At 66.2% G+C, this 25,686-nt stretch carries 22 protein-coding genes; 9 read left to right on the top strand and 13 right to left on the bottom strand.

Annotated features, from left to right (window positions below; genetic code table 11):
* The first annotated feature begins 318 nt into the window (after positions 1 to 318).
* The 5 genes from CCR98_RS04315 to CCR98_RS04295 all read left to right on the top strand — a co-directional run bounded on the left by CCR98_RS04315 (position 319) and on the right by CCR98_RS04295 (position 5,692).
* Positions 319 to 1,338 carry a zinc-binding alcohol dehydrogenase family protein gene (locus CCR98_RS04315; RefSeq protein WP_087921648.1) on the top strand — a complete coding sequence of 340 codons (1,020 nt, stop codon included), beginning with the start codon at positions 319 to 321 and terminating at the stop codon, positions 1,336 to 1,338.
* Positions 1,339 to 1,467: 129 nt separating this feature from the next.
* Positions 1,468 to 2,109, top strand: coding sequence for a hypothetical protein (locus tag CCR98_RS04310; RefSeq protein WP_087924141.1), 642 nt, complete (start codon positions 1,468 to 1,470; stop codon positions 2,107 to 2,109).
* A gap of 101 nt (positions 2,110 to 2,210) precedes the next feature.
* A complete protein-coding gene (locus tag CCR98_RS04305; RefSeq protein WP_087921647.1) occupies positions 2,211 to 4,241 on the top strand; it encodes an NADPH-dependent 2,4-dienoyl-CoA reductase in 2,031 nt (676 codons plus the stop codon).
* 296 nt (positions 4,242 to 4,537) lie between these two features.
* Complete coding sequence (locus CCR98_RS04300; RefSeq protein WP_004145661.1) at positions 4,538 to 4,996, top strand: cell wall hydrolase; 459 nt, start codon at positions 4,538 to 4,540, stop codon at positions 4,994 to 4,996.
* An 84-nt stretch (positions 4,997 to 5,080) separates the two neighbouring features.
* Positions 5,081 to 5,692, top strand: coding sequence for a glutathione S-transferase N-terminal domain-containing protein (locus CCR98_RS04295; RefSeq protein WP_087921646.1), 612 nt, complete (start codon positions 5,081 to 5,083; stop codon positions 5,690 to 5,692).
* 67 nt (positions 5,693 to 5,759) lie between these two features.
* On the opposite strand, the gene CCR98_RS04290 is transcribed toward CCR98_RS04295, so the two are convergent.
* The 6 genes from CCR98_RS04290 to CCR98_RS04265 all read right to left on the bottom strand — a co-directional run bounded on the left by CCR98_RS04290 (position 5,760) and on the right by CCR98_RS04265 (position 12,422).
* Positions 5,760 to 6,803, bottom strand: a complete 1,044-nt coding sequence (locus CCR98_RS04290; protein ID WP_087921645.1) for a suppressor of fused domain protein — start codon at positions 6,801 to 6,803, stop codon at positions 5,760 to 5,762.
* A gap of 46 nt (positions 6,804 to 6,849) precedes the next feature.
* Positions 6,850 to 7,353, bottom strand: coding sequence for a hypothetical protein (locus CCR98_RS04285; RefSeq protein ID WP_087921644.1), 504 nt, complete (start codon positions 7,351 to 7,353; stop codon positions 6,850 to 6,852).
* Positions 7,354 to 7,568: 215 nt separating this feature from the next.
* Entirely contained in the window at positions 7,569 to 9,449 is a 1,881-nt protein-coding gene (prpE, locus tag CCR98_RS04280) for a propionate--CoA ligase (protein ID WP_087921643.1), read from the bottom strand.
* A gap of 640 nt (positions 9,450 to 10,089) precedes the next feature.
* Positions 10,090 to 10,704: an RluA family pseudouridine synthase gene (locus CCR98_RS04275; protein ID WP_087921642.1), complete on the bottom strand. Its 615-nt coding sequence runs from the start codon at positions 10,702 to 10,704 to the stop codon at positions 10,090 to 10,092.
* A 122-nt stretch (positions 10,705 to 10,826) separates the two neighbouring features.
* Complete coding sequence (locus tag CCR98_RS04270) at positions 10,827 to 11,813, bottom strand: malate dehydrogenase (RefSeq protein ID WP_004153634.1); 987 nt, start codon at positions 11,811 to 11,813, stop codon at positions 10,827 to 10,829.
* A 117-nt stretch (positions 11,814 to 11,930) separates the two neighbouring features.
* Complete coding sequence (locus CCR98_RS04265; protein ID WP_087921641.1) at positions 11,931 to 12,422, bottom strand: peptidylprolyl isomerase; 492 nt, start codon at positions 12,420 to 12,422, stop codon at positions 11,931 to 11,933.
* A gap of 272 nt (positions 12,423 to 12,694) precedes the next feature.
* On the opposite strand from CCR98_RS04265, the gene typA reads away from it, so the two are divergent.
* Genes typA through CCR98_RS04250 form a run of 3 tightly spaced genes read left to right on the top strand, consistent with a single transcriptional unit; the run spans position 12,695 to position 16,685 of the window.
* Positions 12,695 to 14,542 (top strand): translational GTPase TypA, encoded by a 1,848-nt coding sequence (typA, locus tag CCR98_RS04260; protein WP_087921640.1) that lies wholly within the window; start codon positions 12,695 to 12,697, stop codon positions 14,540 to 14,542.
* 11 nt (positions 14,543 to 14,553) lie between these two features.
* A complete protein-coding gene (locus CCR98_RS04255) occupies positions 14,554 to 15,021 on the top strand; it encodes a DUF2127 domain-containing protein (RefSeq protein ID WP_005415426.1) in 468 nt (155 codons plus the stop codon).
* 41 nt (positions 15,022 to 15,062) lie between these two features.
* Entirely contained in the window at positions 15,063 to 16,685 is a 1,623-nt protein-coding gene (locus CCR98_RS04250; RefSeq protein WP_087921639.1) for an amidase, read from the top strand.
* 55 nt (positions 16,686 to 16,740) lie between these two features.
* On the opposite strand, the gene CCR98_RS04245 is transcribed toward CCR98_RS04250, so the two are convergent.
* Together CCR98_RS04245 and CCR98_RS04240 are read right to left on the bottom strand one after the other, a co-directional pair.
* The gene (locus CCR98_RS04245; RefSeq protein WP_087924140.1) at positions 16,741 to 17,883 is read right to left on the bottom strand and encodes a mechanosensitive ion channel family protein; all 1,143 of its coding nucleotides are present in this window, start codon (positions 17,881 to 17,883) and stop codon (positions 16,741 to 16,743) included.
* 638 nt (positions 17,884 to 18,521) lie between these two features.
* Complete coding sequence (locus CCR98_RS04240) at positions 18,522 to 19,913, bottom strand: 3-deoxy-7-phosphoheptulonate synthase class II (protein WP_087921638.1); 1,392 nt, start codon at positions 19,911 to 19,913, stop codon at positions 18,522 to 18,524.
* A gap of 217 nt (positions 19,914 to 20,130) precedes the next feature.
* Between CCR98_RS04240 and CCR98_RS04235 the strand changes: the two genes are divergently transcribed.
* Positions 20,131 to 22,251 carry a TonB-dependent receptor gene (locus CCR98_RS04235; RefSeq protein WP_087921637.1) on the top strand — a complete coding sequence of 707 codons (2,121 nt, stop codon included), beginning with the start codon at positions 20,131 to 20,133 and terminating at the stop codon, positions 22,249 to 22,251.
* A 95-nt stretch (positions 22,252 to 22,346) separates the two neighbouring features.
* On the opposite strand, the gene CCR98_RS04230 is transcribed toward CCR98_RS04235, so the two are convergent.
* The 5 genes from CCR98_RS04230 to rpsK all read right to left on the bottom strand — a co-directional run bounded on the left by CCR98_RS04230 (position 22,347) and on the right by rpsK (position 25,684).
* On the bottom strand, positions 22,347 to 22,853 hold the full coding sequence (locus tag CCR98_RS04230) for a disulfide bond formation protein B (protein ID WP_005415421.1): 507 nt from the start codon (positions 22,851 to 22,853) through the stop codon (positions 22,347 to 22,349).
* A gap of 166 nt (positions 22,854 to 23,019) precedes the next feature.
* Positions 23,020 to 23,403 (bottom strand): 50S ribosomal protein L17, encoded by a 384-nt coding sequence (gene rplQ, locus CCR98_RS04225; RefSeq protein ID WP_005408217.1) that lies wholly within the window; start codon positions 23,401 to 23,403, stop codon positions 23,020 to 23,022.
* Between the two features lie 191 nt (positions 23,404 to 23,594).
* Positions 23,595 to 24,593, bottom strand: coding sequence for a DNA-directed RNA polymerase subunit alpha (gene rpoA / locus CCR98_RS04220; RefSeq protein WP_087921636.1), 999 nt, complete (start codon positions 24,591 to 24,593; stop codon positions 23,595 to 23,597).
* Positions 24,594 to 24,649: 56 nt separating this feature from the next.
* Complete coding sequence (rpsD, locus tag CCR98_RS04215; RefSeq protein ID WP_004145446.1) at positions 24,650 to 25,279, bottom strand: 30S ribosomal protein S4; 630 nt, start codon at positions 25,277 to 25,279, stop codon at positions 24,650 to 24,652.
* Between the two features lie 15 nt (positions 25,280 to 25,294).
* Positions 25,295 to 25,684 carry a 30S ribosomal protein S11 gene (gene rpsK, locus CCR98_RS04210; protein WP_004145443.1) on the bottom strand — a complete coding sequence of 130 codons (390 nt, stop codon included), beginning with the start codon at positions 25,682 to 25,684 and terminating at the stop codon, positions 25,295 to 25,297.
* Between the last annotated feature and the right edge of the window lie 2 nt (positions 25,685 to 25,686).

The following is a 25,686-nucleotide window of genomic DNA, read 5'->3' as shown; positions in this document are numbered from 1 at the left end:
GGCATGGGCCAGCACTAGTGCGTCGATGTACGACAGCCGATTCAGCACGCCACCGCCGCGAACATTATGCTCAGGCGGGTGAAGGCCATGTTAACAGTCCCGTAACATGTGAAGTGTTGCGCCCGACCGTCCACCGGTCCGACGTTGAAACCCTATACAGGATGATGAAAATCCGCAAGACCCACACGCTGCAAGGGTTTGACGGGGTTTAAGCGGCAAAAACGACATATTGCGCAACACACTGCATCACACGGTTCAGCAGGTTTGCGGAAACGTGAGGAACCTTATGATGGGATCACGAACCCAGCCGGAGCCGTGATGAAAGCCGTCGCCCTGAGTCGTGAATACGCACCTGCCCTGCGTGATGTCCTGCTGCCGCCGCCTCTGCCTCCTCGCGGCCGCGATCTGCTGGTGCGGATCGAAGCGGTATCGGTCAACCCCGTCGATGGCAAGCAGCGGGCCGCTACTGATCCGGCCACCCTTGAGGTTCCCCGGGTGCTCGGCTGGGACGCCGCCGGCGTGGTCGAAGCCATCGGTGACGAGGCCAGCCTGTTCGCCTCCGGTGACGAGGTCTACTTCGCCGGCGACGTTACCCGGCCGGGCTGCAACGCCCAGTACCAGTGGGTGGACGAGCGCCTGGTCGCCCGCAAACCGACCACGCTCGATTTCGCGGAAGCCGCCGCGCTGCCCCTGACCACGCTGACGGCCTGGGAGCTGCTGTTCCAGCGCATGCCGCTGCACCTGGATGATCACCGCCATGGCGGCCAGCACCTGCTGGTGATCGGCGGCGCGGGCGGCGTGGGCTCGATGGCGATCCAGCTGGCCCGCCATGCCGGCTTCGAGGTGATCGCCACCGCCTCGCGCGAGGCTTCGATCGACTGGTGCCGGCAGATGGGGGCCACGCATGTGATCGACCATCGGCAGCCGCTGCAACCCCAGTTGCAGGCGCTGGGCATCGATGCGGTGCAGGTGGCGCTCAATCTGGCCGACACCGATCACTACTGGGACGAACTGGGCCAGCTGCTGGCACCGCAGGGCCATGTCGGCCTGATCGTGGAGCCGCGTGGCCCGCTGCGCATCGGCGATCCGTACAAGGCCAAATGCATCGGCATCCACTGGGAATTCATGTTCGCGCGCTCTCGCTTCGCCACTGCCGACCGCATCGAGCAGCACCGCATCCTCAGCCGCGCGGCCAGCATGATCGATGCTGGCCAGCTGCGTGGCACTCTCAGTGAGACGCTGGGCACGATCAATGCGGCCAACCTGGACATCGCGCATGAACGTCTGGCCAGTGGGCGCACGGTAGGCAAGCTGGCGCTGGTGGGCTGGGACGACTGACGCGCCCTGTAGCGCCCCACGTGCAGGATCGGTGCTGCCTGTACCGGCGGATTCACCGGCATCTGTATCTATGGAAGCAGCAGGAACGGGGATACGGTGGGAACAGATTTCCTCCCCCCCGTGCCCGCCATGCCTACCGCCCTGCCCCTGCGCCTGCTGCAACTGATCACCGGCCTGTTCCTGTATGGCTTCGGTGCCTCGCTGATGATCCGTGCCGCCATCGGCGTGGCGCCCTGGGACGTGTTGTCACAGGGCATCGCCGCACAGACGCCGCTGTCCTTCGGCCTGGCGACCAATGTCATCGGTGCGCTGGTGCTGTTGCTGTGGTGGCCACTGCGCCAGAAGCCGGGCGTCGGCACCGTGCTCAACGTGATGCTGATCGGTCCCTCCGCACAGTTCGGTCTGTGGCTGCTCCCCCCGGCGGTCGGCCTTGGCTGGCAGCTGGCGATGTTCTGCGCCGGCATGCTGCTGGTCGCGCTGGCCACCGGCCTGTACATCGGCGCCCGCCTCGGCCCGGGCCCACGCGATGGCCTGATGACCGGCCTGCATGCCCGCACCGGCTGGCCGATCTGGAAGGTGCGCAGCCTGATCGAAGGCAGCGTATTGCTGCTGGGCTGGTGGCTGGGCGGCAATGTCGGCCTCGGCACCCTCGCCTTCGCCCTGCTGATCGGCCCGTTGTGCGGGGTCACGCTGGGCTGGTTCGGGATTGGCCGCCCACCGGTAGGTAGCGCCGGGCCGCGCCCGGCGAGCGCGCAGCGCGGCCACGGGTAGTCATGTACCCGGCCAACGGCCGGCACCGCCCGCCAAGCAACCCTTGCCCCGGCCGCCGTTTCGCGGCACGCTGCGCGCTTCCGTACGCAAGCGTATCGACCATGTCGCCAGCCAACGAAAGCGCCTATCCCCACCTGTTCGCCCCGCTGGACCTGGGCTTCACCCAGCTGCGCAACCGCGTATTGATGGGCTCGATGCACACCGGCCTGGAAGATCGCGCCCGCGACTTCCCGCGGCTGGCGGCCTACTTCGCCGAGCGCGCCGAGGGCGGCGTCGGCCTGATCGTCACCGGCGGCTTCGCGCCGAACGTGGTCGGCTGGCTGAAGCCGTTCGGCGGCAAGCTGTCCTGGCCCTGGGAAGTGCGGCCGCACCGCCAGCTCACCGCCGCCGCGCACCAGCACGGCGCGAAGATCTGCCTGCAGCTGCTGCACGCCGGCCGTTACGCCTACCACCCGTTGTCGGTGGCACCGTCGAAGCTGAAGGCACCGATCAATCCTTTCACCCCGCGCGCGTTGTCGGCCGGCGGCGTCGAGCGCCATATCGCCGACTACGCACGCAGCGCGAGGCTGGCCCGCGAGGCCGGCTACGACGGCGTCGAAGTGATGGGTTCGGAGGGCTACCTCATCAACGAATTCATCGCCCCGCGCACCAACAAGCGCACCGATGCCTGGGGCGGCGATGCGCGCCAACGCATGCGCTTCGCGGTCGAGATCGTACGCCGCATCCGCGAGGCCTGCGGCCCGGACTTCATCATCATCTATCGCCTGTCGCTGGTGGATCTGGTCGACGACGGCAGCAACTGGGAAGAGATCGTGCAGCAGGCGCAGGCAATCGAGGCGGCCGGTGCGACGATCATCAATTCCGGTATCGGCTGGCATGAAGCGCGCATCCCGACAATCGCTACCTCGGTGCCGCGTGCTGCATTCGCCGGGGTCACCGCCAAGCTCAAGCCGCATGTGAAGGTGCCGCTGGTGGCGACCAACCGCATCAACATGCCCGAGGTGGCCGAACGCATCCTTGCCGATGGCGGCGCCGACATGGTGTCGCTGGCGCGCCCACTGCTGGCCGACCCGCAGTGGCCGAACAAGGCCCGTGCCGGCCGCGCCGAGGCAATCAACACCTGCATCGCCTGCAACCAGGCCTGCCTGGACCACGTGTTCGAGAACAAGCTGGCAAGCTGCCTGGTCAACCCGCGCGCCGCGCACGAGACCGAGCTGGTCTATCGCCCCACCGCCACGCCAAAGAAGGTTGCCGTGGTCGGTGCCGGCCCCGCCGGCCTGGCCTGTGCCACCGTCGCTGCCCAGCGTGGCCACCAGGTCACCCTGTTCGATGCCAACGAGGAGATCGGCGGCCAGTTCAACGTGGCCAAGCGCATCCCGGGCAAGGAAGAGTTCCACGAGACCCTGCGCTACTTCCGCCACACGCTGGCCGAAACCGGCGTGCAGCTGCGCCTCGGCACCCGCGCCGACGCCGCCACCCTGGCCGGCTTCGACGAGGTGGTGCTGGCCACCGGCATCACGCCGCGCAAGGTCGACTTCCCCGGTGCCGACCACGCCAAGGTGGTCAGCTACCTGGACGTGCTGCTGGGCCGGGTCGAAGTGGGTAGCAATGCGGCGATCATCGGCGCCGGTGGCATCGGCTTCGATGTCGGCGAGTTCCTCAGCCACGCCGGTGAGTCCCCCTCCCTCGACCCGCAGCGCTGGATGGCCGAATGGGGCGTGGACAGCACCTTCGAGGCCCGCGGCTCGCTGGCCAGGCCCGAGGTTGAGGCCTCGCCGCGCCGACTGTGGCTGCTGCAGCGCAGCCCGGGCAAGCCTGGCGCGCGCCTGGGCAAGACCACTGGCTGGATCCATCGCGCCACGCTGAAGGCCAAGGGCGTGCGCATGCTCGGCGGCGTCGAGTACCTCGGCGTGGATGACGAAGGCCTGCGCATCCGCGTGGACGGCAGCGAACAGCTGCTGCCGGTCGACCATGTGGTGATCTGCGCCGGGCAGGAACCGAACCGCATGCTGCAGACCGAATTGCAGGCGGCCGGCATCAACGCGCAGCTGATCGGCGGCGCCGATGTGGCCGCAGAACTCGATGCAAAACGCGCCATCGACCAGGGCAGCCGAGTCGCTGCCGCGCTCTGATGAGTGCCTGAATGGGGGGCGGAATGTGATTTCCGTCACCCCCGTTGAACCTGAATGTCAAGCCGAGCGGTTCACGATGCGTTCGGCTATGCCCCCCTACCTTGCGCCATCTTTCCGCTCACCAGCCAGTTTCCGGTGAGCCGGCGCAGCCCCCTCGATCGGTACTGATCGTTTCTTTTGGGGCTGCCCACGGGGCGGCCCCGATGGCCGCCTCCCCATGACGCCAAGTCGTACCCCGGCCCGCAGCCCCCGCTGCGGGAATCCAGAGGTGCGGCCCATACGGAGCAAGGAGTTATATGAAACTGGCCTGGATTCTCTGGCTGTCGCAGTTGTTGCCGCAGCCGGCCGCTGATTCATTGTGTTTGAGCACCACCGTTTACCTGGAAGCCCGCGACCAGACCCTGCGCGGCCAGCAGGCCGTCGCCGAGGTCGCACTGCGCCGTCTCGACAGTGGCCTGTGGGGCGACTCGATGTGCCAGGTGGTCACCGCACGCAAGCAGTTCGCGCCGACCATCGTCTCCCCCGGCACCCAGCTGGGCAACGACGCGGCCTGGAGCGAGGCGATGAACGTCGCCTTCGACGCCGAGCGCAACTGGGCGCTGCCGGCCGGCGAACGCCGCGAGATCGTGCCCGGTGCCAGTCACTTCGCCGCGCTGGCCATCGCCAGCCCGAACTGGCGCAACGCCTACCAGGTGGCCACCATCGGCGATCACACCTTCTACAAGGTGCAGAACCTCAAGCCGCGGCAGTCGTAACGATCCGTGCTGGCGGCAGCGTTGCCGCCCGCCGCCAGGCTCTGGGATAGTGGGTGCTTCCCGCACGCATCACCTGGAGTTCCCATGAAGCTGTACAGCAAGCCCGGTGCCTGTTCCACCGCCGACCACATCGCCCTGCAGTGGACCGGCCAGCCGTTCGAAGTTGAACTGCTGAACAAGGACACCCTGAAGGGTCCGGAATTCCTCAAGATCAATCCGGCCGGCGCCGTTCCCGCACTGGTCGACGGCGACTTCGTGCTGCTGCAGAACGCCGCGATCATGGGCTACATCGCCGACAGCTTCCCGCAGGCCGGCCTCGGCGGCGACGGCAGCCCGCGCCAGCGCGCCGAAGCCACCCGCTGGTTGGCCTTCGTCAATTCGGACGTGCATCCGGCCTTCTCGCCGCTGTTCGCGCCGGGCAAGTTCATCGCCGACGAGAGCCAGTTCGATGCGATCCGCGCCGCCGCACACAAGCGCCTGCGTGGCCTGTTCGAGACCGCCGACAGGCAGCTGGCCGACAAGCCGTGGCTGGCCGGTTTCCGCAGCTTCGCCGACCCGTACTTCTACATCACGCTGCGCTGGGCTGCTGGCACCAAGGTTGACCTGTCCGGCCTGGACAACCTGGCCGCCTACAAGGCGCGCATGGATGCCGATGCCGGCGTGCAGGCCGCGCTGAAGGCCGAAGGCCTGGCCTGATCCAGACCATGGGTCGGAGCCGTCTGCGCAGCAGACGGCTCTGCCCCCATCGGTGCAATCGCCACACTCAGCCGATCTGGCGGATCACTTCGCCCTTGGCATCGCGCAGGTAGGTCGGCACCACTTCGATGCGCAGCGCCGCCGCCACCGGGTAGAGGCCGCGCTCGGCCCGCACGCCTGCCAGCGCCTGCAGTCCCGACTCGTCCAGTACCCAGCGCGCGCTGTCGGCGCACACGTCACCCACTTCACCGCGCCCGGCCGGAAAGAATTCCCACTGCCGCTCGCGGCTGACCAGTTCCAGCGATTTGCCGTGGCGCAGGCGCAATGGCAGCAGCTCGCACACGCTGGCCACCTGGCCCGCACCGAGCACCAGGGTGGTGACGCCCGCCTCCTGGCGCCAGTCCAGCGTCTCGATGAACAGCATGCCGGTGCTGGAGCCCTCGCGCTCGCTGCCGGCCTGCACCTGTGCAGCCAGTGCCGGATCCTCCAGCAGGTTGCCGCGATGCAGGTCGCTGATCCACAGCGGCATCGCCGGTTGCAGCGCCTGCAGCACGCCGCGCGTCGACCAGCGCTTGACCGCTTCCATCTCCTCATCGGTCAACCCGACCAGCTGCAGGAACTGCAGGTTGCCATTGGCGGTGTCGCGTGCGGGCAACTGCGGATCAGCGACGAAGGCCAGATGGCACAGCCGCGTGCCGGTCTCCAGCGCGATCGGACCGTTGGCGTTGAGGTGATGGCCATCCTCGAACACATTGCCACTGCCGAACACGTAGCGCGCCAGGTTCTGCAGCAGGTTCATCGGCCATACGGGCGGCGTACTACCGGCTTCGGCAGCGAGGCGGAAGGTCAGCTCGAAACCATAGCCGCTGGCATCTGCATCACTGCTCTCCTTGGCGTACAGCTCGGAGAAGCCGTAGGTGATGTAGTGCCAGTGCGGGGCCGGCGTATCCGCCCAGTACACGCTGATGCCATCCAGCGGATCCTGGCCCCCAAGCGTGTGGGGAAGCGCGGTGCCGAAATGGCGCGGCTCCTGGCCGGCATACAGCGGCGCCAGCGCCGCATTGATCGCGTCCCAGCCTGGGGTGTCGGTGTCGTCGTGGTCGTCCTGCACGCGGGACTCCTTGTGGGGAAGTGAACCGATCACTTTACGCGGTGGCTCAGGCCTGCACGACCTCACTGCCAGCGTTCACCACGGCCGCCTGGGTTTCCTGCCACCAGCGCTGCGCCAATGCCGGGCTGCGCGCCTTGCCCACCGCCGCCAGCAGTTCCGGGCACAGCCGTTCCAGTGCCAGCGCATCGGTGCAGCGCTCGATCTTCAACTGCATGAAGTAGCCCTTCAGGCCCAGATGCCGACGCACTGCCTCACTCATCGCGTCGTACAGCTGCTGGTACAGCGCCGGGTCCTGTTCACGGCCGGTGCTGATGCTGCGCGCCGGTGCGGTTTCGACACTTCCGCCGATTACTTCAATCAGGCCCTGCGCGGCCAACTGCTCCAGTGCATCCGGCGGTGCCCGCAGGCCTTCGAACAGGCCGCGCAATTCAGTGTCATCGCGATGGCCGTCGACCATCAGCAGGATTGAACGCAGTGCCGCCGGCAGGCGCCGGCTACGGTCTTCGATTTCCTGACGGCCAGCAGCCGTCTTGGCGTGCAGCAATGCCATTGCATCCCCCTCCCTTGATGCGCCATGCCGACGCGCCCTCGCGGGCACGCCCCCCTGTGTGCCATCCCCGAACGGCACGCGCCTTCCCCGGCGCGCGCCGCGTATTGCAGGTCGATGACAGGCCGAGCTTAGCGCAAGTGCGCAGGGTAGTGCCGGCCGCTGGCCGGCAATCTGGGGACTGATGGGGGGGCCGGCCAGCGGCCGGCATTACCGGGTCAGCGGCCCAGCGCCCGGCGGATCTCCTCCAGCGCGCTGGGGTCGTCCAGCGTCGACAGGTCACCCGGGTCACGCTGCTCGGCCAACGCCTGCAACGAGCGCCGCAGCAGCTTGCCCGAACGGGTCTTAGGCAGTGCATTGACCACGTGCACGTGCGCCGGGCGTGCGACCGCGCCGAGCGAGGTCGTCACCGTGGCCATCATCTCGGCCACCACCGGCGCCGGATCCTCGCCATCCAGACCCTGCTTGAGGGTGACGAATACCAGCGGCACCTGCCCCTTCAGCTCATCCTTGACCCCGATCACCGCCGCCTCGGCCACGCGCGGATGGCTGGAGATGGCCTCCTCGATCTCGCGCGTGCCCAGTCGATGCCCGGCCACATTGATCACATCGTCGGTGCGGCCGAGGATGAAGGTGTAACCATCGTCATCGCGGATCGCCCAGTCCAGCGAGCTGTACAGCAGTTCCTTGAAGTGGCTGAAGTAGCTCTGCAGGAAACGGTTGTCGTCGTTCCACACCGTGCTCATGCAACCCGGCGGCAACGGCGGCGACACCACCAGCACGCCCTTCTGCCCCGGGGCGACTTCCTCGCCGGTGTTCTCGTCGATCACCTTCATCCGGTAGCCAAGGTTGGGGAAGCCCGGCGAACCGAAGCGCACCGGTTTCATCTCCAGGCCCGGCAGCAGGGTCAGTGCCGGCCAGCCGGTTTCGGTCTGCCAGTAGTTGTCAATGATCGGCTTGCCAAGCGCTTCGCTGATCCAGTGCGCGGTGGGTTCGTCCAACGGCTCACCGGCCAGGAACAGGTACTTCAGCGCGCGCAGATCGTGACGATGGATGAAGTCCGCGTCGTGCTTTTTCAGGACCCGGATCGCGGTGGGCGACGAGAACATGGTGCGCACGTTGTACTGCTCGCACAGCGCCCACCAGATGCCCGGGTCCGGGTTGGTCGGCAGCCCCTCGTACAGCAGCGAGGTGCAGCCGCCGATCAGCGGGCCGTACACATTGTAGGAATGGCCTACCGCCCAGCCGACATCGGAGGTGGAGAACATCACCTGTCCCGGCCTGCAGTCGAACACGGTCTCCATCGACTGTGCCATCGCCACCGCGTAGCCACCGACATCGCGCTGCACGCCCTTTGGCTTGCCGGTGGTGCCGGAGGTATACAACAGATAGCTCGGCTCGCTCGCTTCCAGCCACTGCACCGGCACATCGACTTCACCGACCTGCGCACGCAGTACGGCGTACTCCACATCGCGGCCTGCCACACGTGGTTCGGCGGCATCCAGTCCGCGCGACACGATCAGCACGTGCGGCGGTGGCGACGTGGCTTCGGCGCAGGCAGCGTCGACCATCGGCTTGTACGGAATCAGCTTGCCACCGCGCATGCCGGCATCGGCGGCGATCAGCAGCTTGGGCTTGGCATCGTCGATGCGCAGCGCCAGGTTGTGCGCGGCGAAGCCACCGAACACCACCGAGTGCACCGCACCGATGCGCGCGCAGGCCAGCATCGCGAACACGGCTTCGGCCATGTTCGGCATGTAGATCACCACGCGGTCGCCGTGGCCGACACCCAGGTGCTTGAGCACGGCAGCGAAGTCATTCACCTCGCGATACAGCTGGCGGTAGGTGATCTCGCGGGTGCTGTTGGTCTCGGTGGAAATGGCAACCAGCGCGAGCTGCTCGGCGCGCTCGGCCAGGTGGCGGTCGACGGCGTTGTAGCAGAGATTGGTTTCGCCGCCGACGAACCATCGCCGGAACGGCGGATTGCTGTAGTCGAGCACCTGCTGCGGCGGCTTGTGCCAATGGATGCGCTTGGCTTCCTCGCCCCAGAAGGCCTCCGGCTCGTCGATCGAGCGACGGTAGGTTTCCTCGTAGTTCATGACGCAGCCCTCCCAGACAAAGTCATGGGTTCGAGGATAGTCCGGCGCTGGCGCGCGGGCCGCCCTACCTTGGTAGGGGGTGGGGTTTTGTTCTGCAGGGCGTGCAGCCCTGCACCTGCAGAGGCCGAAGCCCAAGCAACAGCAGAAGCTGGTTTCCTGGGGGATGGCGGGGTGGGTCCGGTTGAGGGGGACGCTGCAAGTACGTCCATGTAAGCTCGGTCGCCGCATCCATGCGGCTCACGCCCCCTCAACCGGACCCACCCCGCCTTCGACAGTTCTCCGCGATCTGTCGGAACGGCAAATTGCTCTGGTGGGTGTCGACCTTGGTCGACACGGTAGATCCACGCCATGCGTGAATGTTTCATTCGATTTCTGACAGAAAAATCGTGTCGACCAAGGTCGACACCTACCAACAGCCGCGCGAAACAACGGCCGCAGTTGCCAACAGCCGCGGGAATCTGTCAGAGGCGGGGCACTGTGGGTTTGCGGGGTGTGAGCGGCATGGATGCCGCGACCAAGCCCCCATGGACGGGTTTACGGCGTCCCCGCACACCCACAGTGCCCCGCCATCCCACGGATAGCCCGCTTTTGACGTTGACGTTGATTCTGCAGGTGCAGGGCTGCAAGCCCTGCCGAACCCCTAGAACGGAACCGGGGACTCGAACGTGAGCGCTTCGCCCGTCACCGGATGGGTGAACCGCAGGCTGCGCGCATGCAGATGCACACGCTGCGCCGGCGCGGCGTCATACAGCACATCACCGACGATGGGATGACCGAGACTGGCCATGTGCAGGCGCAGCTGATGGCTGCGGCCAGTGATCGGTTCCAACGCCACGCGGGTGCGCTGCGCTTCAACATCGCGCGCCATTACGCGCCAGCGTGTCAGCGCCGGCTTGCCGCGTTCATGATCGACCATCTGCTTCGGCCGGTTCGGCCAGTCCACGATCAACGGCAGGTCCACTTCGCCTGCATCGCCTTCAAGCAGCCCCTCCACGATCGCTTCATAACGCTTCCCAACCTGGCGCTGCTCAAACTGCATGGACAACGCGACCTGCATCTCCTTGCCGCGCGCATGCAGCAGTAGGCCGGAGGTCACCTGGTCCAGGCGGTGCACGGTCAGTGCATCCGGGTACAGCGCCTGCAGGCGCGCGACCACGCAGTCCTGATTCTCGGCGCTGCGGCCGGGCACGGACAGCAGGCCGGCCGGCTTCTCGGCCACCAGCAGCGCGTCGTCGATGTAATGCAGGTGGATCATGCGGCTCCGTATCCGTTCAAACAGAAACGGGGAAGCCGAAGCTTCCCCGTTTCTGCGTACCGGCCAATGGCCGGTACCTACCTCGATGGAAGACGTACCGGCCAGGGCCGGTACCGCCTGCATCAGCCCAGCAGGTGGGCGACGCCGGCGCGCTCTTCTTCCAGCTCGGCCAGGGTCTTGTCGATGTACTTCTGGCTGAAGTCGTCGATCGGCAGATCCTTGACCAGGGTGTACTTGCCGTTCTCGGTGGTCACCGCGAAACCGAAGATCACGCCTTCCGGAATGCCGTAGGAACCGTCGGACGGCACGCCCATGGTGACCCACTTGCCGTTGCTGCCCAGCACCCAGTCACGCACGTGGTCGATCGCTGCGTTGGCGGCCGAAGCAGCCGAGGACGAGCCACGGGCTTCGATGATCGCCGCGCCGCGCTTGCCGACGGTCGGAATGAAGGTGTTGGCGTTCCACTCCTGGTCGTTGATCGCATCGGCGATCGACGCACCATCGGCGGTGGCGAAACGGTAGTCCGGGTACATGGTCGGGCTGTGGTTGCCCCACACGACCAGCTTCTCCATGCCACCGACCGGCTTGCCGAGCTTGGTCGACAGCTGGCTCAGCGCGCGGTTGTGGTCCAGGCGCAGCATGGCGGTGAAGTTTTCCGGCTTCAGGTCCGGGGCCGACTTCATGGCGATGTAGGCGTTGGTGTTGGCCGGGTTGCCGACCACCAGCACCTTCACGTCACGGCTGGCGACCTTGTTCAGCGCCGCGCCCTGGGCGGTGAAGATCTTGGCGTTTTCCAGCAGCAGGTCCTTGCGCTCCATGCCCGGGCCACGCGGACGCGCGCCAACCAGCAGGGCGATGTCGGCATCCTTGAACGCGACTTCGGCATCATCGGTGCCGACCATGCCGGCCAGCAGCGGGAAGGCGCAGTCTTCCAGCTCCATCATCACGCCCTTCAGGGCGGCCTGGGCCTTGTCGACCGGCAGTTCCAGCAGCTGCAGGATGACCGGCTGGTCCTTGCCCAGCATTTCGCCGGAGGCGATGCGGAACAGCAGGGCATAACCGATCTGGCCGGCGGCGCCGGTCACGGCAACACGAACGGGTGCTTTCATGGGGGTTTCCTCTTGCTTGCAAGCGTTTGATGGGACGCCGCGGGCATGGCCACGCAGGCCGGGCGGGCGGCGGGGAACAGGGAAACGGCCACCCGAGGGTGGCCGTTTCGAAGGAGATCAGGCGGCGAGGTGCTTGTTCCACTCCGCGACGCGCTCGGCCTGGGCGGCCAGAGCGGCGTCGACGTCGCCTTCCAGGGTGATCGAATGGATCACGTCGCCCTGCTTGACCGAATCGACGATGGCCTGGCCTTCCAGGACCTTGCCGAAGACGGTGTGGCGGCCGTCCAGCCAGTCGGTCTTGATGTGGGTGATGAAGAACTGGCTGCCGTTGGTGTTCGGGCCGGCATTGGCCATCGACAGCGAGCCGACCTCGTGCTTCACGCCATTCTTCTCGTCTTCGAACTTGTAGCCCGGGCCGCCGGTGCCACGACCCTGCGGGCAGCCGCCCTGGATCATGAAGTCGGCGATCACGCGGTGGAAGATCAGGCCGTCATAGAAGCCGTGCTTGACCAGGTTCACGAAGTTGGCCACGGTCAGCGGCGCCTTGTCGGCGAACAGCTCGACCTTGATCGGGCCCTGGGTGGTGTCGAAAGTGGCGATGAGGGACATGAAGATCCTTGATGCAAAGGGGAATGCGTCTAGCCACCTAGTTTACACCTGCCTCGTGGCAGCGGCGGCTTCGACCATCGGCGCAGAGCCCGGCTTCAGCCGCCGGAAGGGAGCCCCGCCGACCGGGGCTGGCGACCTCGGCCGGCGCGGCGGACAGCCAGCTGAATGGGCCCCGTGACCGGTGTGAAATCGACCTTTTCGCGAATCGTCAAGTTCGACGTATAATGTTGGACTTCTTTTTCCAAATCCGGCGCCGACTGGCCCCCTTTCGTATGTCCATCGAAAATCTTCGCAACATCGCCATCGTCGCCCACGTCGACCATGGCAAGACCACCCTGGTCGACCAGCTGCTGAAGCAGTCCGGCACCCTGTCCGAGCGCACCGTCCTCGCCGAGCGCGTGATGGACAGCAACGACCAGGAAAAGGAACGCGGCATCACCATCTTGGCCAAGAACACCGCCATCACCTGGGAAGACAAGAAGACCGGCATCAAGAACCGGATCAACATCGTCGACACCCCCGGCCACGCCGACTTCGGCGGTGAGGTCGAGCGCGTGCTGTCGATGGTCGACACCGTGCTGATCCTGGTCGATGCGATGGACGGCCCGATGCCGCAGACCCGCTTCGTGACCCAGAAGGCCTTCGCGATGGGCTTCAAGCCGATCGTCGTGGTCAACAAGATCGACCGTCCGGGCGCGCGCCCGGAGTGGGTGATCGACCAGGTCTTCGACCTGTTCGACAAGCTCGGCGCCACCAATGAGCAGCTGGACTTCCCGATCGTCTACGCCTCGGCCCTGAACGGCTACGCCGGCCTGGAAGACACCGTGCGCGACGGCGACATGACCCCGCTGTACGAAGCCATCATGCAGCACGCCCCGCGTCCGGAAGTGGACCCGGAAGGCCCGTTCCAGATGCGCATCAGCCAGCTGGACTACAACAACTTCGTGGGCGTGATCGGCATCGGCCGCATCCAGCGCGGCACCCTGAAGAAGAACATGCCGGTCGCCGTCATCGACCGTGAAGGCAAGAAGCGCAACGGCAAGGTCGCCCAGGTGCTGGGCTTCCTGGGCCTGGAGCGCATCGAGCAGGACACGGCCGAGGCCGGTGACATCGTGGCCATCTCCGGTATTCCGGAGCTGACCATCTCCGACACCCTGTGCCACCCGGAAAACCCGGAAGCCCTGCCGGCGCTGACCGTCGACGAGCCGACCATCTCGATGACCTTCCAGGTCAACAACTCGCCGTTCGCCGGCAACAAGGACCTGTCCGGTGGCAAGTTCCTGACCAGCCGCCAGATCAAGGACCGTCTGGACCGCGAACAGGTCCACAACGTGGCCCTGAAGGTCGAACAGCTGGAAGACGCCGACAAGTTCCTGGTCTCCGGCCGTGGCGAACTGCACCTGTCGGTACTGATCGAGAACATGCGTCGCGAGGGCTACGAGCTGGCCGTGTCGCGCCCGGAAGTGATCATCAAGGAAATCGACGGCCAGATGATGGAGCCGATCGAGCAGCTGGTGGTGGACATTGAAGAAGTGCACCAGGGCGGCGTGATGGAAAAGCTGGGCACCCGCAAGGGCCAGCTGAAGAACATGGAACCGGACGGCAAGGGCCGTGTGCGCCTGGAGTACCAGATCCCGGCCCGTGGCCTGATCGGTTTCCAGAACGAGTTCAAGACCCTGACCCAGGGCTCGGGCCTGCTGTTCCACGTGTTCGACCATTACGGTCCGAAGGAACAGGGCGCCATCGCCAAGCGCATCAACGGCGTGATGATCGCCAATGCGCCGGGCACCACGCCGGCTTACTCGCTGGGCCCGCTGCAGGAGCGCGGCAAGCTCTTCGCTGCTGAAGGCGACAACGTGTATGAAGGTCAGCTGGTCGGCATCCACTCCAAGGACAACGACCTGACCGTCAACGCGATCAAGACCAAGCCGCTGACCAACATGCGCGCTTCGGGCAAGGACGATGCGATCCAGCTGACCCCGGCGATCAAGTACTCGCTGGAACAGGCCTTGGACTTCATCGAAGACGACGAGCTGGTCGAGATCACCCCCAAGGAGATCCGTCTGCGCAAGAAGTTCCTGACCGAAAGCGACCGCAAGAAGGCTTCGCGCGGCGGCTGAGCCAGCACCCGGTGAACCAGAGCGGCTACAACCCGGATCCGCACCGGCATCCGGGTCTCCACGTCATCGCCCTGCTCGAAGCGAGCAAGGCGATGTTGGCGCTGCTGGCCGCCACCGGGCTGGAAGTGCTCGGACCGCAGCCGCTGCGGCACGGCATCATGGTCCTGATCCGGCGTTTCAGCCTGGATCCGGACCATGGCACCCTGCCCTCGCTGCTGCACATGATCAGCCCCGACGCGGTGCACCTGGCCGCGGCGGGCATGATCGGCTACGGCCTGCTGCACCTGGTCGAAGCCTGGGGCCTGTGGCGGGCCAAGGCCTGGGCCTCCTGGCTGGGCTGCCTGACTGCCTCGCTGTACCTGCCCTTCGACATCTTCGCGATCATCCGCCACCCCGGCTGGCCGTCGTGGACGATCCTGGCAATCAACCTGATCGTGGTCTACGTCCTCGCCCGCGACCTGCGCAAGCGCCACCGCTGAGCACCGGCTACACTGGGGATTGGAGCCGACCAAGCCGCCCCATGCGCCCGTCCTTGCCGCCTCTGCTGACCTGCCTGCTTGCCGCGCTGCCTGCGCTGCTTTCGGCTGGCTGCAGCCCGGCCACGTCCAGCGCGCATGCGGCCGAACCCGCGAGCCGCAACGTGCCGTTCCCATATGCCGAAACCGATGTTGCCGACCTGCAGGCGCGGATGACCGCCGGCGAGCTGGACAGCATCACCCTGACCCAGGCCTACCTGCAGCGCATCGCCACCCTGGACCGCACCGGGCCGCGCCTGCGCGCGGTGATCGAGCTCAACCCGGATGCACTGAAGGAAGCCGCTGCGCGCGACCGCGAGCGCCGTGATGGACGCCTGCGCGGCCCGCTGCACGGCATTCCGGTACTGCTGAAGGACAACATCAACGCCGCCCCGATGGCCACCAGCGCCGGCTCGCTGGCCCTGCAGGGGTTCCGCCCGGACGACGCCTACCTGGTGCGCCGGCTGCGCGACGCCGGTGCGGTGGTGCTGGGCAAGACCAATCTCAGCGAGTGGGCCAATTTCCGCGGCAACGATTCGGTGTCCGGCTGGAGCGCGCGCGGTGGCCAGACCCGCAATCCCTATCGCCTCAGCCACTCGCCCTGCGGCTCCAGCAGCGGCAGCGCGGTGGCCGTGGCCGCCAACCTGGCCAGCGTAGCGATCGGCACTGAAACCGACGGCAGCATCGTCTGCCCTGCGGCGATCAATGGCATCGTCGGCCTCAAGCCGACCGTCGGCCTGGTCAGCCGCGACGGCATCATCCCGATTTCCTTCAGCCAGGACACCGCAGGGCCGATGACACGCAGCGTCGCCGACGCAGCGGCCGTACTGACCGCGATCGCCGGGCGCGATGATGCCGACCCGGCCACGGCGACCATGCCCGGACGCGCGGTGTACGACTACACCGCACGCCTGGACCCGCAGGGCCTGCGTGGCAAGCGTATCGGCCTGCTGCAGACACCGCTGCTGAAGTACCGCGGCATGCCGCCGCTGATCGAACAGGCGGCCACCGAGCTGCGTCGGGCGGGCGCCATCGTGGTGCCAGTGGAGCTGCCCAACCAGGGCGCCTGGGCCGAGGCCGAACGCATGGTGCTGCTGTACGAATTCAAGGCAGGGCTGGAGCGCTACTTCAGCACCCATCGCGCGCCACTGCGCAGCCTGGCCGAGCTGATCGCCTTCAACCAGGCGCACAGCAAGCAGGAACTGGGCCTGTTTGGCCAGGAGCTACTGGTGGAGGCCGACGCGACCGCTGGCCTGGCCGATCCCGCCTATATCCGCGCACGCAGCGACGCGCGCCGGCTGGCCGGCCCGGAAGGCATCGATGCCGCCCTCGCCGCCCACCAGCTGGATGCCCTGGTCGCGCCGACCACCGGTGTGGCGTGGCCGATCCGCAGCGAAGGCGACGACTTCCCCGGCGAGAGCTACAGCGCCGCCGCCGTCGCCGGCTATCCCAGCCTCAGCGTGCCGATGGGCCAGATCGATGGCCTGCCGGTCGGCCTGCTGTTCATGGGCACCGCCTGGAGCGAACCGAAGCTGATCGAAATGGCCTACGCCTATGAACAACGCACCCGCGCGCGGCGACCACCGCACTTCGATACCGACACCCTGATCGAGGCGGGCGAGCCGTGATCCGGTAGTGCCGGCGCTGGCCGGCAGATCCGGGGTCGCCGGCCAGTGGCCGGCGCTACCGTTCGGGTTCCGGCTCCACCGGTAGGATTGCCGCCTCACCATCTTCAGCCCCCGGCGAACGCACGTCTGCAGTGCGTGCGCGAGGACCGCGCGGCATGTCCAGTTCGTCTGCGTGCTGCAGCCGCGCACGCACCTGCGGCAGCGACTGTGGATGCTCGCGCGCGAGGAAATCGAGCATGCGTTCGCGCACCAGGCAGCGCAGATCGAAGGCATCGCCGGAGTTGCGCGCACTGACCAGCAGGCGCACCTGGATCGCACGCTCGCTGGTCTCGGTCACCTGGGTCACGCAGACCCGGCCATCCCACAGCGCTTCACCGCGGCAGATGCGCTCCAGCTCAGCGCGGATCGCCGGGATCGGCGCACGATAGTCCAGCCACAGGAACGCCGTGCCGAGCAGGTCGGCGCTGCGCCGTGTCCAGTTCTGGAAGGGGTTCTCGATGAACCAGGTCAGCGGCACCACCATCCGCCGCTCGTCCCAGATGCGCACCACCACATAGCTGCTGCCGATCTCCTCGATACGCCCCCACTCACCTTCGACGATCACCACGTCATCCAGCCGGATCGGCTGCGTCACCGCGATCTGCAGGCCGGCGATCAGGTTGCCGAACACCGGCTTGGCGGCGATACCGGCCACCAGGCCGATCAGGCCGGCCGAGGCCAGCAGCGCGGTACCGATCTTCTGCACCATCGGAAACGTCAGCAGCACCAGTGAAGCGCCCAGCACGATGATGCCGCCCATCAGCACGCGGCTGAGCACCCGGGTCTGGGTCTGGATGCGGCGTGCTTCCAGGTTGTCGGAGACATCGATGGGATGACTGCGCAGGATTGCCCGCTCACCCGCCGCCACCGCCCGCACCAGCAGCCAGATGAAACAGGCGGTCAGCGCGATGTGCAGCACATGCTGCAGGTTGGCCAGCAGCGGATCCTGCAGCGGCGTGGCCTGCAATGCGGGGATCAACAGCAGCAGCGGCCATGCGGTCGCCATCGGCAACCCAAGCACACGGCCGATACGCGCGCGCCGGCGGTCACGCCCTTTCAGCCGATGGTAGATCCACAGGATCAGCCATGCGCCGATGCCACCCACCACTACGGCCAATCCCAACGGCCATGCGTATGCCTGTGCGCTTTGCCAGTGCACCGTTGCCACCTCCACTCGAACAGCAAGGGGACAGCCTCGCGCATGGCGCATGAGCGTCACGTCAGTCGTTCGTAAGGAGGGTGTTGGTCGGCAGGGCTTGCAGCCCTGCACCTGCTGCGTGCTGGAGCAACAGCAACAGCAACAGCAACAGCCGAAGCAGAAGCGGGTTTCCTGCGGGATGGCGGGGTGGGTCCGGTTGCGGGGGGCGCTGCAAGTACGTCCATGTAAGCTCGGTCGCCGCATCCATGCGGCTCACGCCCCCGCAACCGGACCCACCCCGCCTTCGACAGTCTTCTGCGATCTGTCGGCATTTTTTGTAGAGCCGAGCCATGCTCGGCTCAAATCTCACAGATATCGAAATATTCGATTTTCATAGAGATTCATCCACGCATAGCGTGGATTACCGTGTCGACCACGGTCGACACCTACCAACAGCCGCCGGAATCTGTCAGAGGCGGGGCGGTGTGGGTAGGCAGGACCGTTGGCGCCATGGATGGCGCCATCGAGCCCCCATGGATGGGTTTACGGCGTGTCCTGCCTACCCCCACCGCCCCGCCATCCCACGCAATACCCGCTTCTGCCGTTGCTGTTGCTCTGGCCTCGGCAGGTGCAGGGCTGCAAGCCCTGCCGAAAAACCCTTACCGCACTTGTTCCTGCTTGCGCACGATCGCCATCGCGATCTCCAGCGACTGCTCGTAGTTCAACCGCGGGTCAACCGTCGAACGATACGCACGCTCGAGGTCACGTTCGGTCAGTTCGCGCGCGCCACCGGTGCACTCGGTCACGTCTTCGCCGGTCAGTTCCAGGTGCACACCGCCCAGGCGCGTGCCTGCGGCCGCATGCAGATCGAACGACATCTCCACTTCGCCGCGCACGTTGTCGAAGCGGCGCGTCTTGAAGCCATTGGCGGTGCTTTCGGTATTGCCATGCATCGCGTCGCACACCCACAGCACGCGGCGGCCATCGCGCTTGACCGCGTCAAGCAGCGGCGGCAGCTTGTCGGCAATCTGCGCTGCACCCATGCGGTGGATGAAGCTCAGTCGACCCGGCTCGTCATGCGGGTTGAGCACATCAATCAGGCGCAGCAGCTGGTCCGGAGTCACCGACGGGCCCACCTTGATCGCAATCGGGTTGCGCACGCCACGCAGGTATTCCACGTGCGCGCCATCGAGCGCGGCCGTGCGCATGCCGATCCACGGGTAATGCGTGCTCAGGTTCAACCAGCCCTGCTGGCGCGGCACCTGCCGGGTCAGCGCCTGCTCGTAGGGCAACAGCAGCGCTTCATGCGAGGTGTAGAAGTCGATGCGGTTGAGGTTGTGCACGCGGGCCCCGGCCAGGGTTTCCATGAAGTGCACCGCATCACCGATCGACGCCACCATCTTCTGGTACTCGGCGGCCAGCGGCGAATGCCGCACCCACTCCAGGTTCCAGTACTCCGGATGATGCAGGTCGGCGAAGCCGCCATCGATCAGCGCACGCACGAAGTTCATGGTCATCGCCGAATGTGCGTGGGCCTGCAGCATCCGCTTCGGATCCGGCAGGCGCGCCGCTTCGGTGAACGCCGGCGCATTGATCACATCACCGCGGTAGCTGGGCAGCGTCACGCCATCGCGGGTCTCGGTATCGGCCGAACGCGGCTTGGCGTACTGGCCGGCAAAACGCCCAACGCGGATCACCGGCTGGCGCAGGCCGTGCACCAGCACCAGGCTCATCTGCAGCAGCACTTTCAACCGGTTGGAAATGGTGCCTGATTCGCAGTCGCTGAAATTCTCGGCACAATCGCCGCCCTGCAGCAGGAAACGCTTGCCTTCCTGGGCCTCGGCCAGCTGCTGCTTCAGCGCCAGGATTTCCCACGACGTGACCAGCGGCGGCAGCCGCTTCAGCTCGTGCAGGGCAGCGTCCAGCGCCACCGGGTCCGGGTAGGTCGGCATCTGCAGCGCGGTCTTGCCACGCCAGCTCTCCGGCGACCAGGCAGCGCCAGCGGCGGTCGCGGCAGGTTCGGGGACAGGCGAAACGGCGGACAGGCTCATTGCAGGCTTCCGGAGGTGGGGGACGATCATGGTCGCAGAGCCGACCGCTGCCGCAAAGGGCCGAGCACCGTCTGCACATGGCTGAACGCCGGGGAAAGCGCATCACGATCGGCCACAAACCGCATGGCCACAGCCGCCCGGACAGGCGCATGATTCGCCACGCACTGTTACGAAGTAACACTCCATCCCTACCGGCCTCTTCCACAGCCCATCCGCCATGAAGCCTTCCCTGCTCGCTACCGGCATCACCTTCGCCCTGACCCTGGCCAGCCTGCCCTCCCTCGCCGCGGCTGCCGATGCCACCCCGGTGAAGGACCTCGACACGGTCACCGTCAGCGCCCAGCTCGACCAGGCCCGCAACGCGCTGTCGCCGGACATCGGCAGCAGCCAGTACCAGATCACCGCCGAGGACATCCAGAAGCAGCCGCTGGGAGCCTCTGCGCCGCTCAGCCAGGTCCTGCTGCAGGCGCCCGGCGTGGTCCAGGATTCCTTTGGCGGCGTGCACGTGCGCGGCGATCACGCCAATCTGCAGTACCGCATCAACGGCGTGCTGCTGCCCGAATCGATCTCCGGCTTCGGCCAGACCCTGGATGCCCGCACCATCAAGAGCGTCCGCCTGATGGATGGCGCGCTGCCGGCGCAGTTCGGCGAGCGCACCGCGGCGGTGGTCGACATCACCACCCGTAGTGGTGCCGAGCTCGGCAATGGTGGCAGCGCCGGGCTGACCGCAGGCTCGTTCGGCAAGATCAATCCGAATGCCTCGTGGTGGGGCAACCAGGGGCGCTGGAGCTGGTTCCTGACCGGCAACTACGACCAGAACGAGGTCGGCCTGGAGAATCCGACCAGTTCGCGCAAGCCGCTGCACGACGACACCCATCAGGGCAAGGCCTTCGCCGACCTGACCTATCTGGTCAACGAGAACACCCGCCTGAGCGTGTTCGCCGGCTTCGCCAACAACCGCTTCCAGATCCCGGTCAATCCTGGCCAGACCCCGCAGTTCGGTTACCTGGACACCACCACCTTCGACTCCAGCCAGCTGGATGAAACCCAGCGCGAGACCACCCGTTTCGGCATGCTGGTGCTGCAGGGCACGCTGGGCAGCACCGCCTACCAGCTGTCCGCCGGGCAGCGCTACAGCGATGTAGCGTTCAACCCGGATGTCATCGGCGATCTGGTGTTCAGTGGCGTCGCCTCGCAGGTCCAGCGCAGCAACCGCGCCAACACCCTGCAGGCCGACTTCTCCACCCCACTGGGCAACGACCACACATTGCGCTACGGCCTGTACGGCAACTACGAGAACGCGCGGGCCAGCAACCACAGCTGGGTGTTCCCGGTCGATGACGCCGGCCAGCAATCCAGCACCACGCCGATGCTGATTCCTGACCGCAGCGCCTTCCATGCCAGTACGCTGGCGTTGTACGTGCAGGATGAATGGAAGATCGGCGACGACTGGACCGTGAACTACGGCCTGCGTGGTGATCGCTACAAGGCCTTCGGCCACGCCGAGGGCCAGCTCAGCCCACGCGTCGGCGTGGTCTGGAATGCGAGCGACAGCACCACCGTGCATGCCGGCTATTCGCGATACTTCACGCCACCGGCCAGTGAGCTGATCGCCAGCAGCGATATCGCCCTGTATGACGGCACCACCAACCAGCAGCCCGGCGGCGGCAACAACATACCGCTGGCCGAACGCAGCGACTACTACGACATCGGCGTCTCGCAGCAGCTGGGTGAACACCTGACCCTTGGACTGGACGCGTATGACCGCCGCGTTGCGCGCCTGCAGGACGAAGGCCAGTTCGGCGCCGCCTACATCTACTCGACGTTCAACTACCGCCGTGGCCATATCCGTGGCCTGGAGTTCAGTGCCGACTACAGCAACGGGCCGTTCAGCGCCTACTTCAATGCGGCGTACAACAAGGCCATCGGCACCCAGGTCATCACCAGCCAGTACAACCTCGATCCGGACGCGCTGGCCTATGTGGCCAACCATTGGATCCATCTCGACCACGACCAGAAGCTCACCTCGTCAGGCGGCCTTAGCTACGCCTTCGCCGGGCACAACCGGATCGGGGCCAACTACGTGTTCGGCAGCGGCCTGCGTTCGGACATCGAGGGCGTGCCCAACGGTGGCGAGCTGCCGTCCTACCTGCAGGTGAACCTCAGCGCCGGGCATGACTTCAACGCCGACAGCGGCCATCCGCTGCACGTGCAGCTGGCGGTGATCAACGCTTTGGATCGCAGCTACCAGCTGCGCGATGGCGGTGGCGTCGGCGTGTTCGCGCCGCAATGGGGACCGCGCCGCGGCGCCTACCTGAGCCTGCAGCAGGATTTCTGAGAACGGACCGTGGTAGTGCCGGCCACTGGCCGGCATCTATGGGAAAGCTGCCGTCGTTCACGAAGTTGCCGGCCAGCGGCCGGCACTACCCTGCCTCAACGCTTGACCTTGCGCAGCGACACCACCAGCGCCCACAGCGCCAGCAGCACGAACCACACGCCCGACCACATCGGCATGGTCAGGCCCAGGAACGTCCAGTCGATGTTGCCGCAGTTGCCGGTACCGGTCAGCACCGTGCGGAACACTTCCAGCGGCCCCATGGTCTCGCGCAGGAAGCTCAGCGGCGGGCCGCAGGTCGCGCCCATCTCCGGCGGCAGCATCTGTACGTAGACGTGGCGCGCCGCAATGCCAACGCCCACTGCGGCGGCAATGAAGGCCAGCACGCCGTAGGTCGCGCGGCCGGGGCGGTTGGACGGCCCGTGCAATGCACCGATCAGGAACAGCAGGCCCAACGCGGCGAATGCCAGGCGCTGGAAGATGCACAGCGGGCACGGCTCCAGGCCCATCTTCAGCTGCAGGAAGATCGCGTAGCCGAGCAGGCCCGCGCAGATCAGGAAGCCCAGGAAAAACTGGGCGCGGAAGGGCCAGCGCAGTGGATTCATCGTCAACGCTCGAATGGATCAAGGCGCCAAGCGTAACCGAGAGTGCGCGCCATTCGAACCGCCACAGGTGACGCCCGTCGGAACGGTGCGAGCCGGATCCGGCCCACGGAAACGCAAAAGCCCGGCAGAGGCCGGGCTTTCGCTATGTCGCGTTGGAGCGGTCCGATTACTCGGCCACTTCCTCGGCCACGACCGGACGGTCAACCAGCTCGACGTAGGCCATCGGCGCGTTGTCGCCGGCGCGGAAGCCGCACTTCAGCAGGCGCAGGTAGCCGCCCGGACGGTTCGCGTAGCGCGGGCCCAGGATGGTGAACAGGTTGCCCACGGCTTCGTTGTCGCGCAGGCGGGCGAAGGCCAGACGGCGGTTGGCGACGGAGTCGACCTTGGCCAGGGTGATCAGCGGCTCGGCAACGCGGCGCAGTTCCTTGGCCTTCGGCAGGGTGGTCTTGATCAGCTCGTGCTTGAACAGCGAGGCGGCCATGTTCTTGAACATCGCTTCGCGGTGGGCACTGGTACGGCTGAACTTACGGCCAGACTTCTGGTGACGCATGGTGATATTCCTTGGTTAATGATGAGGCTGTGCGGATCGTTGTCGCCATCCTGGCGTTGCTGCGCGGACTGCGGATGGTCCTGGCCGCCCGTCCTGGACGACCTGCCCCGCGAACCTGCGGTTCGTCGTGGCGTGGTGTGCTGCGTTGAAGGCCCCACCGCGAACGGTGGAGCCTTCAGGCATTACCGATATCAGCCCAGCATGCCGTGGCTGGCGACGCCGGCCGGCGGCCAGTTCTCCAGCTTCATGCCGAGCGACAGGCCGCGCTGAGCCAGCACTTCCTTGATCTCGGTGAGCGACTTCTTGCCCAGGTTCGGGGTCTTCAGCAGCTCCACTTCGGTCTTCTGGATCAGATCGCCGATGTAGTAGATGCTTTCAGCCTTCAGGCAGTTGGCCGAACGCACGGTCAGCTCCAGATCGTCGATCGGGCGCAGCAGCACCGGATCCACGCCGTTGTTGGCCGGCTTGGCCGCACCGCGGTCGCGGTGGGTGAAGTCACCGAACACCGACAGCTGGTCGCTGAGGATGTCGGCGGCGGTGCGCACGGCTTCCTCGGCGTCGATGGTGCCGTTGGTCTCGATATCGATGACCAGCTTGTCCAGGTCGGTACGCTGTTCGACGCGGGCCGCTTCCACGGCGTAGGCGACGCGGCGGACCGGCGAGAACGAGGCATCCAGGACCAGGCGGCCGATGGCACGGGTTTCTTCGTCCGGACGACGACGCGCGGCAGCCGGCTGGTAGCCGAAACCACGTTCGATCTTCAGACGCATGTTGATCGCCGTATCCTTGGTCAGGTGGCAGATCACATGGTCGCCGTTCACGATCTCCACATTGTGGTCGACCTTGATGTCGGCAGCGGTGACAACGCCCGGGCCCTGCTTGGACAGGGACAGGGTGGCGCTGTCGCCGGAGTGCATACGGATTGCCACGTCCTTCAGGTTCAGCAGGACTTCGAGCACGTCCTCCTGCAGACCTTCGACCGTGGTGTACTCATGCAACACGCCGTCGATTTCGACTTCCGTGATGGCGAAGCCCGGGATGGACGACAGCAGCACGCGACGCAGGGCATTACCCAGCGTATGCCCGTAACCCCGCTCCAAAGGTTCGATAACGACCTTTGCACGGGTGTCGGTAAGGCGTTCGATCTGCGGACCGCGAGGACGCAGAACCTGGTTGGCGGTAACCGTCATGTTGCGGGTTCTCCTAGTGAACCCCCGGCCGTCGCCGGGGGCTCTCCAATGATGAATTACTTCGAATACAGCTCGACGATCAGCGCTTCGTTGATGTCCGCAGGCAGATCCGAACGATCCGGAACAGCCTTGAAGATGCCGGTGAACTTGCCGGAATCCACTTCAACCCACGACGGGCTCAGGTCATGCTGGGCGGCGACGGTCAGGGCTTCCTGGACGCGCAGCTGCTTGGCAGCCTTTTCGGACAGGGCGATGGCGTCGCCAGCCTTGACCTGGTACGAAGCCAGGTTGACCGACTTGCCATTCACGGTGACGCCGCGGTGCGACACCAGCTGACGGGCAGCCGGACGGGTCACGGCGAAGCCCATGCGGTAGACGACGTTGTCCAGGCGGGTTTCCAGCAACTGCAGCAGGTTCTCGCCGGTGTTGCCCTTCTTGGTCGAGGCCTTCTTGTAGTAGTTGCGGAACTGACGCTCCAGCAGGCCGTAGATACGCTTGACCTTCTGCTTCTCACGCAGCTGGGTGGCGTAGTCGGACAGCTTGCCCTTGCGGGCAGTGGCGCCGTGCTGGCCGGGCTTCTGCTCCAGCTTGCACTTCGAGTCCAGCGCACGCGCCGGGCTCTTCAGGGACAGGTCGGCGCCTTCGCGACGGGCGAGCTTACAGGTAGGACCGATATAACGAGCCATTTCTTATCGCTCCCTTTAGACGCGACGCTTCTTCGGCGGACGGCACCCGTTGTGCGGGATAGGCGTCACGTCGATGATGTTGGTGATCTTGTAGCCGACGTTGTTCAACGAACGCACGGCCGACTCACGGCCCGGACCCGGGCCCTTGATGCGGACTTCCAGCGACTTCACGCCGTAGTCCAGCGCAGCACGACCGGCCTTTTCAGCAGCCACCTGGGCAGCGAACGGGGTCGACTTGCGCGAACCGCGGAAGCCAGCGCCACCGGAGGTCGCCCACGACAGAGCGTTGCCCTGGCGGTCGGTGATGGTGACGATGGTGTTGTTGAACGAAGCGTGGACGTGGGCAACGCCGTCGGTGACGACGCGCTTGATCTTCTTCTTGGTCTTAGCAGCGGGCTTAGCCATTT

Origin of the sequence: Stenotrophomonas sp. WZN-1, from assembly GCF_002192255.1 — a bacterium.
In the GTDB taxonomy this organism is placed as follows: Bacteria; Pseudomonadota; Gammaproteobacteria; order Xanthomonadales; family Xanthomonadaceae; genus Stenotrophomonas.
Note: the sequence above shows the minus strand (reverse complement) of the source record. Positions and strands in the feature narration are given on the sequence as shown.

Bases quoted from the DNA above. Each gene is read 5' to 3' on its own strand.
- CCR98_RS04315 (WP_087921648.1), top strand. From the start codon at position 319: ATGAAAGCCGTCGCCCTGAGTCGTGAATACGCACCTGCCCTGCGTGAT.
- CCR98_RS04310 (WP_087924141.1), top strand. From the start codon at position 1,468: ATGCCTACCGCCCTGCCCCTGCGCCTGCTGCAACTGATCACCGGCCTG.
- CCR98_RS04305 (WP_087921647.1), top strand. From the start codon at position 2,211: ATGTCGCCAGCCAACGAAAGCGCCTATCCCCACCTGTTCGCCCCGCTG.
- CCR98_RS04300 (WP_004145661.1), top strand. From the start codon at position 4,538: ATGAAACTGGCCTGGATTCTCTGGCTGTCGCAGTTGTTGCCGCAGCCG.
- CCR98_RS04295 (WP_087921646.1), top strand. From the start codon at position 5,081: ATGAAGCTGTACAGCAAGCCCGGTGCCTGTTCCACCGCCGACCACATC.
- CCR98_RS04285 (WP_087921644.1), bottom strand. From the start codon at position 7,353: ATGGCATTGCTGCACGCCAAGACGGCTGCTGGCCGTCAGGAAATCGAA.
- prpE (WP_087921643.1), bottom strand. From the start codon at position 9,449: ATGAACTACGAGGAAACCTACCGTCGCTCGATCGACGAGCCGGAGGCC.
- CCR98_RS04275 (WP_087921642.1), bottom strand. From the start codon at position 10,704: ATGATCCACCTGCATTACATCGACGACGCGCTGCTGGTGGCCGAGAAG.
- CCR98_RS04270 (WP_004153634.1), bottom strand. From the start codon at position 11,813: ATGAAAGCACCCGTTCGTGTTGCCGTGACCGGCGCCGCCGGCCAGATC.
- CCR98_RS04265 (WP_087921641.1), bottom strand. From the start codon at position 12,422: ATGTCCCTCATCGCCACTTTCGACACCACCCAGGGCCCGATCAAGGTC.
- typA (WP_087921640.1), top strand. From the start codon at position 12,695: ATGTCCATCGAAAATCTTCGCAACATCGCCATCGTCGCCCACGTCGAC.
- CCR98_RS04250 (WP_087921639.1), top strand. From the start codon at position 15,063: ATGCGCCCGTCCTTGCCGCCTCTGCTGACCTGCCTGCTTGCCGCGCTG.
- CCR98_RS04240 (WP_087921638.1), bottom strand. From the start codon at position 19,913: ATGAGCCTGTCCGCCGTTTCGCCTGTCCCCGAACCTGCCGCGACCGCC.
- CCR98_RS04235 (WP_087921637.1), top strand. From the start codon at position 20,131: ATGAAGCCTTCCCTGCTCGCTACCGGCATCACCTTCGCCCTGACCCTG.
- CCR98_RS04230 (WP_005415421.1), bottom strand. From the start codon at position 22,853: ATGAATCCACTGCGCTGGCCCTTCCGCGCCCAGTTTTTCCTGGGCTTC.
- rplQ (WP_005408217.1), bottom strand. From the start codon at position 23,403: ATGCGTCACCAGAAGTCTGGCCGTAAGTTCAGCCGTACCAGTGCCCAC.
- rpoA (WP_087921636.1), bottom strand. From the start codon at position 24,593: ATGACGGTTACCGCCAACCAGGTTCTGCGTCCTCGCGGTCCGCAGATC.
- rpsD (WP_004145446.1), bottom strand. From the start codon at position 25,279: ATGGCTCGTTATATCGGTCCTACCTGTAAGCTCGCCCGTCGCGAAGGC.
- rpsK (WP_004145443.1), bottom strand. From the start codon at position 25,684: ATGGCTAAGCCCGCTGCTAAGACCAAGAAGAAGATCAAGCGCGTCGTC.